17 protein-coding genes and 1 pseudogene are annotated in these 15,300 nt (G+C 69.8%); 13 read left to right on the forward strand and 5 right to left on the reverse strand.

Features of this window, described 5'->3' with window-relative positions:
• Window positions 1-26 precede the first annotated feature (26 nt).
• The 10 genes from AB0M80_RS11715 (at window position 27) to AB0M80_RS11760 (ending at window position 9,087) form a co-directional block, all read left to right on the forward strand.
• Window positions 27-713, forward strand: coding sequence for an HAD family hydrolase (locus tag AB0M80_RS11715; RefSeq protein WP_364562403.1), 687 nt, complete (start codon window positions 27-29; stop codon window positions 711-713).
• 42 nt (window positions 714-755) lie between these two features.
• Window positions 756-2,144: a cysteine--tRNA ligase gene (gene cysS / locus AB0M80_RS11720; RefSeq protein WP_364562406.1), complete on the forward strand. Its 1,389-nt coding sequence runs from the start codon at window positions 756-758 to the stop codon at window positions 2,142-2,144.
• 30 nt (window positions 2,145-2,174) lie between these two features.
• Window positions 2,175-3,131: a 23S rRNA (guanosine(2251)-2'-O)-methyltransferase RlmB gene (gene rlmB, locus AB0M80_RS11725; RefSeq protein WP_364562409.1), complete on the forward strand. Its 957-nt coding sequence runs from the start codon at window positions 2,175-2,177 to the stop codon at window positions 3,129-3,131.
• A gap of 65 nt (window positions 3,132-3,196) precedes the next feature.
• On the forward strand, window positions 3,197-4,630 hold the full coding sequence (locus AB0M80_RS11730) for an MBOAT family protein (protein ID WP_364562411.1): 1,434 nt from the start codon (window positions 3,197-3,199) through the stop codon (window positions 4,628-4,630).
• A 229-nt stretch (window positions 4,631-4,859) separates the two neighbouring features.
• Window positions 4,860-5,222: a hypothetical protein gene (locus AB0M80_RS11735; protein WP_364562414.1), complete on the forward strand. Its 363-nt coding sequence runs from the start codon at window positions 4,860-4,862 to the stop codon at window positions 5,220-5,222.
• A 21-nt stretch (window positions 5,223-5,243) separates the two neighbouring features.
• Entirely contained in the window at window positions 5,244-5,849 is a 606-nt protein-coding gene (locus tag AB0M80_RS11740; RefSeq protein WP_364562416.1) for a histidine phosphatase family protein, read from the forward strand.
• A 73-nt stretch (window positions 5,850-5,922) separates the two neighbouring features.
• Complete coding sequence (locus tag AB0M80_RS11745) at window positions 5,923-6,504, forward strand: transglutaminase family protein (RefSeq protein WP_364562419.1); 582 nt, start codon at window positions 5,923-5,925, stop codon at window positions 6,502-6,504.
• Window positions 6,505-6,687: 183 nt separating this feature from the next.
• Window positions 6,688-7,701 carry a hypothetical protein gene (locus tag AB0M80_RS11750; RefSeq protein ID WP_364562421.1) on the forward strand — a complete coding sequence of 338 codons (1,014 nt, stop codon included), beginning with the start codon at window positions 6,688-6,690 and terminating at the stop codon, window positions 7,699-7,701.
• Between the two features lie 2 nt (window positions 7,702-7,703).
• Complete coding sequence (locus AB0M80_RS11755) at window positions 7,704-8,342, forward strand: hypothetical protein (protein ID WP_364562424.1); 639 nt, start codon at window positions 7,704-7,706, stop codon at window positions 8,340-8,342.
• A 73-nt stretch (window positions 8,343-8,415) separates the two neighbouring features.
• Window positions 8,416-9,087: an HD family phosphohydrolase gene (locus AB0M80_RS11760; RefSeq protein WP_364562427.1), complete on the forward strand. Its 672-nt coding sequence runs from the start codon at window positions 8,416-8,418 to the stop codon at window positions 9,085-9,087.
• On the opposite strand, the gene AB0M80_RS11765 is transcribed toward AB0M80_RS11760, so the two are convergent.
• Together AB0M80_RS11765 and AB0M80_RS11770 are read right to left on the reverse strand one after the other, a co-directional pair.
• The gene (locus tag AB0M80_RS11765; RefSeq protein WP_364562429.1) at window positions 9,084-9,734 is read right to left on the reverse strand and encodes a class II aldolase/adducin family protein; all 651 of its coding nucleotides are present in this window, start codon (window positions 9,732-9,734) and stop codon (window positions 9,084-9,086) included. The genes AB0M80_RS11760 and AB0M80_RS11765 overlap by 4 nt on opposite strands.
• 286 nt (window positions 9,735-10,020) lie before the next feature.
• On the reverse strand, window positions 10,021-10,932 hold the full coding sequence (locus tag AB0M80_RS11770; RefSeq protein ID WP_364562432.1) for a hypothetical protein: 912 nt from the start codon (window positions 10,930-10,932) through the stop codon (window positions 10,021-10,023).
• A 131-nt stretch (window positions 10,933-11,063) separates the two neighbouring features.
• Here AB0M80_RS11770 and AB0M80_RS11775 point away from each other — a divergent pair.
• The 3 genes and pseudogenes from AB0M80_RS11775 to AB0M80_RS11785 all read left to right on the forward strand — a co-directional run.
• Window positions 11,064-11,216, forward strand: a pseudogene (locus AB0M80_RS11775) (DUF445 domain-containing protein); the annotation flags it as partial.
• Window positions 11,217-11,254: 38 nt separating this feature from the next.
• A complete protein-coding gene (locus AB0M80_RS11780) occupies window positions 11,255-11,392 on the forward strand; it encodes a hypothetical protein (protein ID WP_364562435.1) in 138 nt (45 codons plus the stop codon).
• Window positions 11,393-11,432: 40 nt separating this feature from the next.
• Entirely contained in the window at window positions 11,433-12,641 is a 1,209-nt protein-coding gene (locus AB0M80_RS11785; RefSeq protein WP_364562438.1) for a DUF445 domain-containing protein, read from the forward strand.
• Here AB0M80_RS11785 and AB0M80_RS11790 read toward each other — a convergent pair.
• Genes AB0M80_RS11790 through AB0M80_RS11800 form a run of 3 tightly spaced genes read right to left on the reverse strand, consistent with a single transcriptional unit; the run spans window position 12,638 to window position 15,285 of the window.
• Window positions 12,638-13,519: a metal ABC transporter permease gene (locus AB0M80_RS11790; protein ID WP_364562441.1), complete on the reverse strand. Its 882-nt coding sequence runs from the start codon at window positions 13,517-13,519 to the stop codon at window positions 12,638-12,640. The genes AB0M80_RS11785 and AB0M80_RS11790 overlap by 4 nt on opposite strands.
• A gap of 3 nt (window positions 13,520-13,522) precedes the next feature.
• The gene (locus AB0M80_RS11795) at window positions 13,523-14,368 is read right to left on the reverse strand and encodes a metal ABC transporter ATP-binding protein (RefSeq protein ID WP_364562444.1); all 846 of its coding nucleotides are present in this window, start codon (window positions 14,366-14,368) and stop codon (window positions 13,523-13,525) included.
• A gap of 2 nt (window positions 14,369-14,370) precedes the next feature.
• Window positions 14,371-15,285 carry a zinc ABC transporter substrate-binding protein gene (locus AB0M80_RS11800; RefSeq protein WP_364562446.1) on the reverse strand — a complete coding sequence of 305 codons (915 nt, stop codon included), beginning with the start codon at window positions 15,283-15,285 and terminating at the stop codon, window positions 14,371-14,373.
• Between the last annotated feature and the right edge of the window lie 15 nt (window positions 15,286-15,300).

The following is a 15,300-nucleotide window of genomic DNA, read 5'->3' on the forward strand; positions in this document are numbered from 1 at the left end:
GCCCGCGATCTCGCTAGGCTGAACCCATGACGATCAGGGCGGTGTTGTTCGACTTCTCCGGCACGCTGTTCCGGCTCGAGCAGGACGAGTCCTGGCTCACCGAACTGACCGACCACCAGGGCTCGCCGCTCGACATCGAGGCGCAGGCCGAGCTGATGCGCCGGATGACCGCGCCGGTCGGGCAGGTCGTCGAGCTCGACGCCGAGCACCTGCACGCCTGGCAGCACCGCGACCGCGACCCGGAGCTGCACCGGAAGGTGTACCTGGAGGTGCTCAAGAAGTCGGGCGTCCCGCAGGCCGAGCAGGCCGTCGCCCTGTACGACCGGCTGATCGATCCCAGCCAGTGGACGCCGTACCCGGACACCGAAGCGGCGCTCAAGGCCGCCGCCGAGCGGGGCCTGAAGGTGGGCGTGCTCAGCAACATCGCCTTCGACATCCGGCCCGCCTTCACCGCCCGCGGGTGGGACGCCTACGTCGACGAATTCGTGCTGTCCTTCGAGGTCGGCGCGGTCAAGCCGGAGCTGGAGATCTTCCGCAAGGCCGTCCAAGGCCTCGGGGTGCCGGCCACCGAAACGCTGATGGTCGGCGACAGCGAAGAGGCCGACGGCGGCGCCCGCGCGCTCGGCTGCGAGTTCGCGCTGGTCGACCCGCTGCCGACCGCCGACCGGCCGGATGCCCTGCTCACGGCCTTGCGCGGCTTCGGCGTCGGCTGAGGCGCCTGCGACGTCGCTCACGCCGCCCCGTACCCTTTCAGGGTGGCCCTTCACCTTTTCGACACAGCGACCCGGAGCGTGCGGGAGTTCCACCCCGTCCGTAGCGGAACGGCGTCGATCTACGTGTGTGGTGCCACCGTGCAGGGCGTACCCCACATCGGGCACGTCCGCGGCGCCCTGAACTACGACGTCCTGCGCCGCTGGCTCGTCCACAGTGGACTGGACGTGCTGCTGGTCCGCAACGTCACGGACATCGACGACAAGATCCTGACCAAGGCCGCCGAGCACGAGCGGCCCTGGTGGGAGTGGGGCGCGACGCACGAGCGCGCCTTCGAAACCGCGTACGAGCAGCTGGGCTGCCTGCCGCCGTCGATCAATCCGCGCGCGACCGGGCACGTCACCCAGATGGTCGAGCTGATGGAGCGCCTGATCGAGGGCGGCCACGGCTACGTCGCGGACGGCGACGTCTACTTCTCGGTGAAGTCGTTCGACGGCTACGGCAAGCTGTCCGGCCAGGTCCTCGAAGACGTCCAGCAGGGCGAAACGCCGACGCGCGGCAAGCGCGACGCGCGCGACTTCACCATGTGGAAGAGCGCGAAGCCGGGCGAGCCGTCGTGGCCGACGCCGTGGGGACGCGGCAGGCCGGGCTGGCACCTGGAGTGCTCGGCGATGGCGACGGCGTACCTCGGCGCGGAGTTCGACATCCACGGCGGCGGCATCGACCTCGTCTTCCCGCACCACGAGAACGAGCGCGCCCAGTCCAACGCCGCCGGCGACCCGTTCGCCCGCTACTGGCTGCACAACGCGTGGGTGACGATGGCCGGCGAGAAGATGGCCAAGTCGCTGGGCAACACGGTGTCGATCCCGTCGATGCTGGAGCGCTACCGCGCGCCCGAGCTGCGGTACTACCTCGTGCAGCCGCACTACCGGTCGAACGTCGAGTACTCCGACGGCGCGGTCGCCGAGGCCGCGCAGGGTTACCGGCGGATCGAGACGTTCCTGCGGCGCGCCGCCGCGTCGGGTGACGTCGCGATCGGCACGGTCCCCGCCGAGTTCGCCAACGCGCTCGACGACGACCTGGCCACCCCGCAGGCGTTCGCCGTGGTCCACACCACGGTGCGGGACGGTAACACCGCCCTCGACGCGGGCGACACCTCCAAGGCACTCGAATTCGCCGCGGCCGTCCGCGCGATGACCGACGTGCTGGGCCTCGACCCGCTGTCCGCGCGCTGGTCCGAGGCGGGCGGTTCCGAAACGCCCACCAAGCAGGCGTTGGCCGAGCTCGTCGAAGGGCTGCTGGCCGAGCGTCAGCAGGCCAGGGCCGAGAAGGACTTCGCCCGCGCGGACGCCGCCCGTGACCGCCTCCAGCAGGCGGGCATCGTGGTGGAGGACACCCCCAACGGTCCGCAGTGGACAGTCAAGCCGGACTGATTTCGGTTCTGAAGCAAGGAAACTTTCACCATGGCAGGCAATTCGCGGCGCCAGGGCGCGATCCGCAAGACGGGCACCAAGAAGGGCGCCGTCGTCGGCTCGGGCGGTCAGCGCCGCAAGGCCCTCGAAGGCAAGGGCCCGACCCCGAAGGCGGAGGACCGTCCCGGGCACAAGGCGTACCGCCAGAACAACGCCGCGACCAAGCGCGACCAGGCGCGGCAGAAGAAGGCCGACAAGCCGGAGCTGATCGCCGGGCGCAACCCGGTGGTCGAGGCACTGCGCGCGGATGTCCCGGCGACGGCGCTGTACGTCGCGCTGAACATCGAGATCGACGACCGCGTGAACGACGCCGTCCGGCTGGCCGGCGACAAGGGCATCTCGATCCTGGAGATCCCGCGCGAGGAGCTGGACCGCAAGACGAACCGGGCCGTGCACCAGGGCCTCGGCCTGCAGGTCCCGCCGTTCGAGTACGCGCACCCGGACGACCTGATGGCGGTGGCCCGCAACTCGGGTGAGGTGCCGCTGTTCGTCGCGCTCGACGGCGTGACCGACCCGCGGAACCTGGGCGCGGTGATCCGTTCGGCGGCCGCGTTCGGCGCCCACGGCGTGCTGCTGCCGGAGCGGCGCAGTGCGGGCATGACGGCGGTGGCGTGGCGGACGAGCGCCGGCACCGCGGCGAAGCTGCCGATCGCGGTGGCGACGAACCTGACGCGCCAGCTCAAGACGTGGGCCAACGACGGCCTGATGCTGGTCGGGCTGGACGCCGACGGCTCGGTGGAGATCGACGAGCTGGAGCTGGCGGCCGACCCGCTGGTCATCGTGCTGGGCTCCGAGGGCCGCGGGCTCTCGCGCCTGGTGCGCGAGACGTGCGACGCGACGGTGTCGATCCCGATGGCGGCGGGCGTGGAGTCGCTCAACGCTTCGGTGGCGGCGGGCGTGCTGCTCGCCGAGGTGGCGCGGCGCCGGCGGGCCGCGGGCCGGGTCTGAGTCCTCAGCACCACCCACTCGGGTTAAGGTCACCCTCGGATAAAACCGAGGGGACCTGACCACCGATGTCGTTCGTTTCGCCGCTTTTCCTGTGGTACTTCATGCCGGCGGTGCTCATCGCCGTGCTGGTGTGCCCGCGGAGCTGGCGCAACGGCATCATCGCGGTCGGCAGCCTGCTGTTCTACACGATCGGCGCCGGCGGGTTCGTCTTCCTGCTGCTCGGCTGCATGGTGGTCAACTTCCTGGCCGGCCCGCTGCTGGCGCCGAGCCCGTGGGACGTCCAGGGTGTGCGGCGGCGGCGGATCCTGATCGCCGTGGTGTCGCTCGACGTCGCGGTGCTGCTGGTCTGGAAGTACGCCGGGTTCGCGACGCAGCAGATCGCCGCCGTCGCGCACTGGTTCGGCGGGAGCGTGCCCGTCGCGAGCCTGGTGGTGCCGATCGGCATCTCGTTCTACACGTTCCACCACATCTCGTACGTGGTCGACATCTACCGCGGCGAGCGGCAGGCGCTGCGGAACCCGGTGTCGTTCGCCGCGTACATCGCGATGTTCCCGCAGCTGGTGGCGGGCCCGATCGTGCGCTACCGCGAGATCGCCGACCAGCTCCCGCAGCTGCGCTCGCACCGGCTCGACGACATCGCGGCGGGCTTCCCCCGGTTCGCGCTGGGGCTGTGCAAGAAGACGATCATCGCCGACTCGCTGGGCCCGCTGGTCGAGGCGTGCTTCAAGGTGCCCCCGGACCAGATGACGTTCGCGACGGCGTGGCTCGGCGCGATCGGCTACACGCTCCAGCTGTTCTTCGACTTCTCGGGTTATTCGGACATGGCGATCGGCCTCGGCCGCATGCTGGGCTTCCGGTTGCCGGAGAACTTCGCGCGGCCGTACTCATCGGTGACGATCACGGAGTTCTGGCGCCGCTGGCACATGAGCTTGAGCCGCTGGTTCCGCGACTACGTGTACATCCCCCTGGGCGGCAACCGCCACGGCGCGGGCCGCACGTACCGCAACCTCTGCATAGTGTTCGTCCTGACGGGCTTCTGGCACGGCGCGCAGTGGACGTTCCTGGTGTGGGGTTGCTACCACGGCGCGCTGCTGGTGATCGAGCGCCGCTTCGGCCTCGACCTCGACCCGGCGGTTCCCTGGAAGCGCCACCTGCGCCGGGCCCTGACGATGCTGCTGGTGGTGGTCGGCTGGGTGTTCTTCCGGTCCCCCGACCTGGGCCACGCGCTCTCGATGCTCGGCCACATGCTGCTCCCCGACTTCGACGGCATCGGCGCGGGCGTCGAGCAGGCGTTCACGAACCAGCGCCTGGTCCTGCTCCTGGCGGCCCTGACGGTGTTCCTGCTGCCGGCCCACCCGGTGACGGGCCCGCTGCTGGAGTCATCCCGCAGCCGCCCAGCCACGGCATTGCGCATCGGCGTGATGACGGTAGGCCTGCTGTACGCGGCGATCTTGATAGCAACGGGAACCTTCAGCCCATTCTTGTATTACCAGTTCTGACCAGCCCCCAAGGACGCCCCCGGGCCCGGGCCCCTCCAACCAGTCCTCCCCATCGATCCGATACGCAGCCATCTTCAGCGGCCGGGCCGGTGGGGCAGGCAACCCCCGTGAGGTGATCAGGCATCCGCCACAAGCCCGCCCCGGCCGGACCCCCGACAAGCCCCGACAACGGCCTGGCAGCATGATCAGGGCCAGCAAAGGCGCACGAGTTCCGAGCGAGGACCGAACGATGACCGACCCGAACGACCTCGCCAGGGTGCCGGGCGTGATCCCCTACGTCGACCACCACGACGGTCCCCGCCGGCTGCTGACCGTCGAAATCCCCCACCTCGGGCACACCGTGCGTGCCTATGCGCCGATCGCGAGCATCGACGGCCGGCAGTACGTGGTCTCGTGGGGTTCCGTCTCCTTCGAGATCCCCGCCGACCGCAACGTGCACGTCAGCGTGCACCTGCACACCAACAGCGGGCACGAGCACACGATCACCCCGTTCGCCTCGCTCGTCCTGGCGCCACACCCCGCGCCGATGCGGCTGGTCGCCCAGTTCGCGCCGCGGCAGGGCCCCGAAGGCGCGCTCGTCCCCGTCGGCTGAGCTCGCCGGAGACCTGACCCCGTGCTGACCACGCGGTACCTCTTCCTCACCCGCCACGGTGAAGCGGGGCGGGACGGGAGACTCACCGAGGCCGGGCAGCGGCAGGCCGTTCTGCTCGGACGGCGTCTCCGCGACGTCCCCGTCACCGCCGTCCACCACGGTCCCCTCCCGCGCGCCGCGCGGACCGCCGAGCTGATCGCCGCTCAGCTTCCCGGCGTTCCCCTCCACGTCGACCCGGCGGCAGGCGATTTCGTCCCCTACACGCCGAGGCGCGAGGAGCTCCCCGAGACCTCCGGTGACCTCCTGCTCGCCTTCGCCCGGCAACTCCCGCCCGCCGACGAAGAGCTGGCCGCCGAAGCCGAACGGCGGTTCAGCGGGCCCGTGCCCGGGGCCGAGCCGCGGTACGAAGTGCTCGTCACGCACAACTTCCTCGTCGGGTGGCTCGTCCGCGCCTCGCAGGATGCGCCGCCGTGGCGGTGGCTCACCCTCACCCACGCCCACGCCGGCCTGACCGTTCTCCGGTACTCGCCGGGGCGGCCCGCCGCGCTGGTCGTCTACAACGACCTGAGTCACCTCCCCGCCGAACTGCGGTGGACCGGCTTTCCCCCCGATTTCTACGTTCCGTAACCGGCAACCGCGGAGCGTGGTGACGCCGGAAAATCGGTCTCGCCCGAATGGCCGAACGTGTCAGGATCCGCGGATGAGACCCGTTCCGTCGCCCACCTCCGATCGGCTGAGCGACTACCTCGCCGCCGACGCCGTCGTCGATCACCAGCACCCTTCGATCCGCGCGCTGCTCGGCACCTTGCGACCCACCGGGGACGATCCCGTCGAACGCGCGAAAGCCGCGTTCCTCTTCGTGCGGGACGAGGTCGAGCACGTCATCGACGCCCGCGATCCCCGGGTCACCTGGCGGGCGTCGGACGTCCTCCGCGAGCGCGTCGGGATCTGCTACGCGAAGGCGCACCTGCTCGCCGCTTTGCTGCGGGCACAAGGGATTCCGGCCGGCTTCTGCTACCAGGAACTCTCCGCGCTGCACGGGCTGAATGCCGTGTACCTGCACGGCAGGTGGGCACGGCTCGACGCCCGGGGCAACCGCACGGGTGCCGGCGGGGAGTTTTCGCTCGCCGGGGAAGAACTGGCCTGGCCGGTCGACACCGCGCATGGCGAGCGCGATCTCCCGGAGATCCACCCGGCACCCGCACCGGTCGTCGTGGATTTCCTGATGACCACCGAACCCGGCCCCGGCTGGTACGAAAACGGACTGCCGCGCACTCTTTGATCATGGTTTTCCGTCATTTTCGGAAAACCGGGCCACTCGGTGAATTATTGCCGAGAGTGACGTCTGTCCGTCAGCACTGTCCCCCGAACTTCTTATTTCGCGCACCCCGAGAGGCGCGTAAAGTAACTCCCCGCGCTCGAACCGACACTTTACGCGTTCGTCCGTTCGGGTGGCTCGAGGGAGGTGAAGCACGTGGCCGCGGCTGGCGGACACCTCCGCCGTACCCCACTGCAGGAGATCTTCTGGACCAGGACGAGCCTGCTCCTCACGGTGCTCGTCGTGGTCGCCGGCCTGAGCCTGTGGATCGCCGGCCTGATGGACCCCGGCACCGGGAAGAACCTGGTGACGTCGCTGGGCACCGGCACCCTGATCTCCGCGATCGTCGGATTCGGTCAGACGCTGATCACCGCCAGTGCCTCGCAGCGGGCGCTGGTGACCCCGGTGATCGAGGAGAGCAGACGTGCGCTGGAGGACCTCAGCGCCGAATACCGCGCGCTCAACAAGGAGTTCTTCCCCACCGACGTGTTCGAGGCGACCACCGACCCCGATCCCGCGTTCAACCGCGCGCTGATGGCCGACCTCGACGCGACCCGGCAGTACTTCTTCCGCGGGTTCTCCGGCCGGCACGCGGCCGCCCGCCTGTTGCTTTCCCGCACGGAGCGGGAACTGCGGGCCGTCATCGCCGATCCGCGCGACGCGAACTCGATCAGCGGGCGCGCCCGGTACCTGTTGCGGCGCGAGGCGGCCGACGTCGACTACGAACAGATCCAGACCCGGCTCGACGAAGAGATCCGGATCGGGCTCGTCGGCCTCTTCCTGGCGCGCAGCCGCTGCGCGCAGGTCGACATCACCGTGGTCGCCGATCCGCCGCTGGACCGGCTGGAAATGTTCGACGCCAGCGTCTGGGTGTCGCTCTACAGCGACGTCCGCGGCGCCACGAAGCTCTACCCGCGGTCCCTGCGATTCACCGAAGGTTCCTTCCTCTACAACATGGAACGCGCCGAATTCGTGCGCGTCTCGCAGTCCCGGACCGGCCGCCACTTCCGCATCACGTCCGCGACGACGCGGACGGATTTCCTGGCGCTGTTCGAAAAGATCACCGGATCCCCGTTGTCCGAGGAGCAGTTCCGCGAGCTGGAAAGCAAGTTCCACGCCTTCCGCGCGGAGTTCTCCGCAGTCGCCGAGCTAGGGAGCTGACCTTGCTCACCCGCCTGTCCCCCCTTTCCGAACTGGCCACGCGCCTGCGCACGGCCGGGTTCCCGCTCGCCGCGGACTGGCGCGCGGTCGACGGCTGGTTCCGGCCGTGGGCCACCCAGTCCGGGCTGCGGGAAGAGCTGCGCTCGCAGCTCCGCACGCTGTCCGCCGCGCAGGCCACCAAGGTGCTGCGCTCGTCGCGGGAAACGACCACCCACTTCGCCTGGTGCCTGCTCGATTCGCCGTCCGACCCGTTCTCCTTCTGGCTGCACGAATACAAGGCGCAGCAGGACTGGCGGGAGGGGTACGCGGATTCCGTGCACAACCACAGGTACCACTTCTGCACCACGATTCTCCGTGGTGACTACTTGCACGAAAGGTACGAGACGACGATCGACGCCGAAACCGGGCTGATCGCGTCCGCGCGGTTGCGCCGCCGGACGCGGTGCGAAGCCGGGGTCTGCGCCACCATGCTGGCCGACGAATTCCACCGCATCCCCGAGGCGGCGACCGGGACGATGACTTTCCTCGTGAAATCACGCCCGGTGAGCAGCTTCAGCTTGTCTTTCGACCCGGCCAGCGGAATCGGCCATCGTCACGTTCCGGTTGAGGTCCGATTGGGGGAATTGGCCGACCGCATCTAGCTACACACCGGCGTCAGCGGCGCTTACCATTACTCCACCCGTCTGAACACCACGGCCGGGATGGGAGAGGTGTATGCGCACGCAGGAAAGCACGATCGACCACGCAATCGTTGACGCCGTCGTCGGTACTGTCGAAAAAAGGGTCCACCGGCTCTGCCGGCAGTACGCCGATCGGCTGCAGTTCCACGGCTGGCACCACGTGAGTTTCGTCCGCGCGAAGGCGGTCGGATTCGCCCGGCACAACGGGGCCGACGCCGCGGTGGTGGAAGTGGCCGCGCTGGTGCACGACGTCAACTACCTGGTGCTCCGGAACTCACCCGCCGCGGCGGGCCGGAGCCTGCGGCTGGAAATCCTCACCGAGTGCGGCGTTCCGCCGCACGTCGCGCGGTGGATCGACGAGATCATCGACGAGGCGGAAATGGCGACCCGCGGGCGGGACATTTCACTGGAAGCACAGGCACTGAGCGACGCGGACACGTTGTTCAAAGCGCTGCCGGTGACGCCGGTGGTGCTGGCGCACCGGTACCTGCGCGAAAACGGGCTGAGCCTGCGCGAGCTGGCGCACAAGATCGTTGGCGAGCAGTGCGACGTCCACGACGAGGGGTATTACTTCTACAACCCGGAGGCGGCCGCGACGTACTCGCGGTGGGCGATGGCCAACCTGCAGCTGTGGCAGTGCATCAAGGAGGCCGTCGACGACCCGACAGTCGTCGAGCTGCTGGACGCGGTCCAGCTGGCTTCCTAGCCCTGCCCGTAGCCTCGCAGCCGCTCGACGACGTTGGCGACCTCGGGCGGCGGCAGCAGGCTGGGCCGGCCGGCGCTCTGCGCGAGCAGCCACACGCGGCAGGCCCACTCGAGCTGCTGGGCGCGGTGGTAGGCGGCCTCGAGGCCGTCGCCGTAGGTGAGGGTGCCGTGGTTGGCCAGCAGGCAGCCACGGCGCCCTTCGAGCGCCTCCAGCACGGCGGCGGCGAGGTCCGGCGTGCCGTAGGTGGCGTAGCGCGCAACGCGCACCGACGGCCCGATCGTGGCGATGATGTAGTGGATGGGCGGAACCTCGCGCACGAGCGTCGACACGGCGGTGGCGTGCGGCGAGTGCGTGTGGACGACGGCGGTCACGGGCTCACTGTCCGGGTCACGAACGTCCCAGTACACGGACAGGTGCATCGGCAGTTCACTGGTCGGCCGGAGCGAGCCGTCGACCACCGCACCCCCGAGATCGACGACCGGGATGTCGGCCGGGGTCATGCTCGAGTAGGCGACACCGGTCGGGGTGACGGCGACGAGGTCGCCGGCCCGCAGGGAGACGTTCCCGGACGTGCCGACGACCAGGCCATCACCGACCATCCGGCGCGCGTAGGCGCACACGGCGGCCCGCTCGGTCTCGAGGATCATGCGCAGGTCCCGTCTCGTGGGTGATCAAGCAACTGCTGTGCAGATTGCCACCCACGAGCTTCGGCCACCTCCCCGACTGGGGGATTCACGCGCTTTGCCGAGCGGGCCGGGTGCGGAAGGCACCGGTCCGAGCCGGCCCGGCGGTGTGGCCCGTTCCCGGCCACACGCAGCCCCACACGCAGCCCCCACCCGTCCCGGGGGGCGTCCCCAAGTCCAGTCTACCGGTCCTGGCCTGCGAAAACGCCGGCTCCCGAAATCTGTGGACAACCCGGACCGATGTGGATAACTAAGCCTTCGCCGGAGCCTTCGAAGCCGGAGCAGCCGAAGCAGCCGGAGCAGGAGAAGCAGCCGGAGCCGGCGTAGGCTTCCGGTCCCCGTTCGCAGGCGCCTCGTCCGCCGGCGCCAGCAGCCGCATCGCCTCCTTGACCGCCACGTCCGTCGCCGCGATTCGCTCGGCGATCTTCGCCCGCAGGTCCAGGGCCAGCTTCCGGTTCTGATCGGCCGATGCCTGCTGCGCCTGAGCCGAAGCCAGCGCGGCCTCCGTCTCCTGCTTCTTGCGCGCGAACTCCTCCTCGAACTCCTTCTTCCGCCGGGCCAGTTCCGCCGAAGCCACCCGGTCCGCCTCGGCCCGCGCCGCCGCCGCCTCGGCCTCGGCCTTCGCGTCCGCTTCCTTGCGGGCGCGGTCGGCCGCCGCGGACAGCTCGACCCTCTTCGCGCCCGCGGCCGCGTTCAGCTTCTCGATTTCGCCCTTCGCCTGCGAAAGCAAGCGCGCGCGCTCCTCCTCCGCGTCCTTCGCCAGCTTGTCGGCCGTGCGGCGGGTCTCGTGCGCGTACTTGTCCGCCTGCTCGCGGGTCGACGCCGCGTCGGCTTCGGCCGCCGAACGCAGGTCCGCGATCTCCTCCTCGGCGAGCTGCATCATCATCCGGACGCGCTCGGCCATCGCGCCGGCGCCGGACGGGCTCGAGCTCATCCGCGCGAGCGCGGCCTTCGTCTCGGCCAGCTCCTTCTGCGCGTAGGAGAGCGCCTTAGTGAGGTCCGAGGACGTCGCGACGGCATCGTCGCGGTTGCGGGACGTCTCGCGGAGCTCTTTGGTCAGCTCGGCGAGACGCTCGTCGACCTGACGCTGGTTGTAGCCGCGGACGCCCACGGCGAACTTGGCTGTCTTCGGGGCGGGCTGGGGCTTCTCAGGCGCGACCATCGGGCCACCTTAATGAGCCGGGGTCCGTGAAGACGTACCGCCAAACGGATGCATCACGAATTCGGGAACCCCCGGTGACGCATGGCATTCTGACCGCAGTTGACCAGCGGTTGACGCGACGAGGCCGCACCGGCATCCGGCCGTTCCTCGGCTGGCAGGGCGTCATCCCCGCGAACGCGCGGCGCATGGCCACCACGGCCGTCGACCTGCTGACCCGCAGCCTCGTCGACCCGCAGGAGATCTTCGCCCGGCTCGATCCGGAAGAAATGGTCAAAGAGCTCGAACCGCCGGCGCTCGACGTCCGGAACAGATCGTCACGAAGATGCAGCAGCTGACCGCCCTCGAGTTCGAAGGCATCCTGCGGCCGGCGTTCCGGCAGGACGAGTGGAAGCTGATCGTCGTCGGTGCGGTGATCGGCGGGCTCGTCGGCGAGTTGCAGCTGCTGGTCCTGCTCGGGTAGCCGGTACGGTTTTGCTCTCGGCACGGCGAGGGAGGTCGGAATGGACGCTGTCCTGCACGACCTCGCCCTGCACTGGCCGCTGTACGCGGCGATGCCGTTCGTCGCGGCGCTGATCGGGTACGTCACCAAGCGCGTCGCCATCGAGATGATGTTCCGGCCGCTGGACTTCATCGGGATCCCGCCGCTGCTCGGCTGGCAGGGCGTCGTCCCGAAGCACGGCGGGCGGATGGCCGCGGTCGCGACCGAGCTGCTGACGGCGAACCTGCTCGACCTGAAAGAGGTCTTCGGGCAGATCGACCCGGTGATCATCACCAGCGAACTTGAGCAGCCGCTGCTGCGCGCGGTCGGCCACACCGCGCGCGAAGTGCTGGCCGAGCACCACCCGCGGCTGTGGGAGGTCATGCCGACGCTGGCGCAGGAGATGCTGATCAAGCAGGTCCAGGCGGCGGCACCGCGGCTGGTGCGGGAGTTCCTCGACGACGTCCGCGAGAACCTCGACGAAGTGCTCGACGTCCAGCACATGACGGTCCAGCGGCTGACCAGGGACAAGGCACTGCTCGTCCGGCTGATCCGCGAGACGTCCCGGCCGGAGATGGCGTTCATCGCGCGGATGGGGATCTACTTCGGCTTCGGGCTCGGCCTCGTCCAGACGATCGTGTGGGCGTTCACGCGCGAGCCGTGGGTGCTGCCGATCTTCGGCGGGGTCATCGGGCTGTGCACCGACTGGCTGGCGATCAAGCTCATCTTCGTCCCGCGCGAGCCGGTGCGCGTGGGCCGGGTGATCTTCCAGGGCAAGTTCCAGCGCCGCCGGGCCGAGGTGGCGCGGCAGTACGGCGAGCTGATCGCGAACGAGATCCTGACGGTGCCGAACCTCCTGGACGCGGTCCTGCGCGGCCCCCGCGCCGACCGGCTGGCGGTGCTGGTGGAGAACCTGGTTTCGGAAACGGTCGACGCGCAGGTGCCCCTCGCCCGGGCGGTGGGTGGGACGCGGCTGCGGGAGATGAAGCACGCCGCGGCGACCAAGGCGTTGGAGCAGCTGCCCGACACCGCTCGGTACGCCGAGGGGTACCTGACCGAGGCGATGGACGTCGCGAAGGTGATCGAGCAGCGGATGCTGGCCTTGACGCCGCTGGAATTCGAGGGACTCCTGCGCCCGGCGTTCCGGCAGGACGAGTGGAAGCTGATCGCCGTCGGCGGGGTGATCGGGTTCGTGGTCGGTGAGCTGCAGGTCCTGCTGATGCTGGGTTAGGCCGCCGCGACCAGGTCCGGGGCCGGGTCCACCGACCGGACCCGCGTGCGCCGGTCCCGTTGCCAGGCGAGCACCCGGCACACCACGTAGATCAAGAACGAAATCGCCGTCACGAACGCGCTCACCGGCAGACCCGGGGCGAGTGACAGGACGATCCCGCCGATCGCCGACACCTCGGCGAACACGACCGAGAGCACCGTGGCCTTCCACGGCGACGCCGTCACGCGAGCCGCCGCCGCGGCGGGGGTCACCATCAGCGCCACCACCAGCAGCGAGCCGACCACCTTCACGCTCAACGCGGTCGAAACACCCACCAGAAGTGCGAACACCACCGTCAGCGTCTTCACCGGAACCCCGCGCGCCACGGCCACGTTCCGGTCCACCGAAGCGAACAGCAGTGGCCGGTACACCAGCGCCAGCACCGCCAGCACCACCACCGAAGACACGACGAACAACGTCAGGTTCGTCGAGTCGATCGTGATGATCTGGCCGGTGAGGATCCCGAACTTGTTCCCGGACCGTCCTTTGTAGAACGACAGGAACAGCACGCCCATGCCGAGGCCGAACGACAGGATCACGCCGATCACCGAGTCGCGGTCGGCGTCACGCGCGCCCAGGATGCCCAGCAGCAGGGCCGCCACCACCGCGCCGATCAGCGCGCCGTACTCGACGCCGATCCCGAGCAGCAGGGCCGCCGCGCCGCCGGTGAACGCCAGCTCCGACGTGCCGTGCACCGCGAACGACATCCGCCGCATCACGATCAGCGGGCCCAGCACCCCCGCCACCAGGCCGAGGATCGCCGCCGCCAGCAGCGCCGTCTGGACGCCCTCGAGCTCGGTGATCAGCTCCCAGGTCTTGCCGAAGTCGAACAGATCCAAGACTCAGCCCACTTGCTCTTCGACGTCGTGTTCGTGGTGGTGCGGCTCCCCCTCGCACAACGCGCTCTGCGCACCCGCGATGTGGATCTGGCCGCCGACCTTGAGCACCTCGACGCGGGTGCCGTACAACTGCGACAGCGTCTCGGTGGTCATGACCTCGTCCGGCTTGCCGATCCGGAACTGACCGTTGACCAGGTACAACACGCGGTCGACGAACGGCAGCACCGGGTTGATCTCGTGCGTCACGAACAGCACGGCGGTCCCCGCCGACTGCCGCCGCTCGTCGATCAGCTCGCTGATCGCGCGCTGGTGGGCGAGGTCGAGCGACAGCAGCGGCTCGTCGCACAGCAGCACCTCGGGGTCGCCGACCAGGGCCTGCGCCACCCGCAGCCGTTGCTGCTCGCCACCGGACAACCGGCCGACGGGCTGCTTCGCGTACCGCGTGGCCCCCACCGCTTCGATCGCTTCGGAAACTCGACGGCGGCGCGCCGCCATGCCGGTGAGCCCGGGACCCCAGCGGTGCCCGTCGAGCCCCAGCCCGACCAGGTCGACGCCGCGCAGCGTCAGCGACTCGTCGATCGCGCGCTGCTGCGGGATGTACCCGATCTTGCGGTTCGCGCCGCCCGGGCGGCCGCCCGCGATTTCGACCGTGCCCGCCGAGAGGTCCTGCATGCCGAGCAGCGCCTTGAGGAAGCTGCTCTTGCCGGACCCGTTCGGGCCGAGCACGGCGAGGAACTCCCCCGGCTCGACGACGAGGTCCAGCCCCGACCAGAGGGTGCGGGGGCCGAACGCGAGCCCCGCCCCGCGGACCCGGACCGCGGGGCGTACGTCGTCCGATACGGGTGCCATGGCTACTTCAACGCCCCAGCCAGCTCGTCGACTTCCCCGGTCATCCAGCCAATGTAGTCGGTCACACCCGCGGGGAGCGTTTCGGTCACGTCCACCACGCCGACGCCGGCGGCCTTCGCCTGCCCGACGACGTCCTGGGTCAGCGGCGTCACCGTCTGCGCGTTGTTGATCAGGGCCTTGACCTGTTTGGTCGCGATGAGCTGCTTGTAGGTGTTCACCGCGTCGGCCGGGACGTCGGTGTCGTTCTCCACCGCGTCCGAGAACGCCTTGGGCGTCGCGTCGGTGATCTTCGCGCTCTTCAGCAGGTAGTGCGCGACCGGCTCGGTGACGACGACCTTCGTACCCGGGTGGGTGGTGCCGAGCTCGCCGAGCCGCTTCTCGAGCGCGTCGACCTTCGCCTTGAACGCGGTCGCGTTGTCGGCGAACTGCTGCTTGGCCGCCGGCTGGAGCTCGCCGAGCTGCGCGGCGAGCTGGTCGGCGACCTTGTCGACGCCGGGCAGGTCGTACCAGACGTGCTCGTTCTCGTCGCCGGTCGCGGCGATGTCGTAGGCGACGAGCTTCTTCGCGTCCCCCGCCTGGCCGGTGAGCTTGTCGAAGAACTCGTCGTAGCCGCCGCCGTTGGAGAGCAGCAGCTTCGCGTCCTTCGCCGCGAGCGCGTCGTCCGCCGTCGTCTCGTACGAGTGCGGGTCGGCCGAGGGGTCGTGGATGATCGACTTGACCTCGACCCGGTCGCCGCCGACGGCGCTGACCACGCTGCCCCAGACGTCGGTCGACGCGACGACCTTGATCTTGCCGGCGGCCCCGGGCTGCGCCCCGCCGTCCGAGCTCGACGTCCCGCCGCCGGAGCAGGCGGCCAGGGCGAACACGGACAGGGCCGAAGCGGCGGCGAGCACGCTCCTGGTGCGGCGGGAACTCATCGAAGGACTCCTGCA

It is taken from the genome of Amycolatopsis sp. NPDC051045, from assembly GCF_040682955.1.
Lineage (GTDB): Bacteria > Actinomycetota > Actinomycetes > Mycobacteriales > Pseudonocardiaceae > Amycolatopsis.

Coding starts and splice junctions, on each gene's coding strand:
- AB0M80_RS11715 (WP_364562403.1), top strand. CDS start 27: ATGACGATCAGGGCGGTGTTGTTCGACTTCTCCGGCACGCTGTTCCGG.
- rlmB (WP_364562409.1), top strand. CDS start 2,175: ATGGCAGGCAATTCGCGGCGCCAGGGCGCGATCCGCAAGACGGGCACC.
- AB0M80_RS11730 (WP_364562411.1), top strand. CDS start 3,197: ATGTCGTTCGTTTCGCCGCTTTTCCTGTGGTACTTCATGCCGGCGGTG.
- AB0M80_RS11735 (WP_364562414.1), top strand. CDS start 4,860: ATGACCGACCCGAACGACCTCGCCAGGGTGCCGGGCGTGATCCCCTAC.
- AB0M80_RS11745 (WP_364562419.1), top strand. CDS start 5,923: ATGAGACCCGTTCCGTCGCCCACCTCCGATCGGCTGAGCGACTACCTC.
- AB0M80_RS11760 (WP_364562427.1), top strand. CDS start 8,416: ATGCGCACGCAGGAAAGCACGATCGACCACGCAATCGTTGACGCCGTC.
- AB0M80_RS11765 (WP_364562429.1), bottom strand. CDS start 9,734: ATGATCCTCGAGACCGAGCGGGCCGCCGTGTGCGCCTACGCGCGCCGG.
- AB0M80_RS11770 (WP_364562432.1), bottom strand. CDS start 10,932: ATGGTCGCGCCTGAGAAGCCCCAGCCCGCCCCGAAGACAGCCAAGTTC.
- AB0M80_RS11780 (WP_364562435.1), top strand. CDS start 11,255: ATGCAGCAGCTGACCGCCCTCGAGTTCGAAGGCATCCTGCGGCCGGCG.
- AB0M80_RS11785 (WP_364562438.1), top strand. CDS start 11,433: ATGGACGCTGTCCTGCACGACCTCGCCCTGCACTGGCCGCTGTACGCG.
- AB0M80_RS11795 (WP_364562444.1), bottom strand. CDS start 14,368: ATGGCACCCGTATCGGACGACGTACGCCCCGCGGTCCGGGTCCGCGGG.
- AB0M80_RS11800 (WP_364562446.1), bottom strand. CDS start 15,285: ATGAGTTCCCGCCGCACCAGGAGCGTGCTCGCCGCCGCTTCGGCCCTG.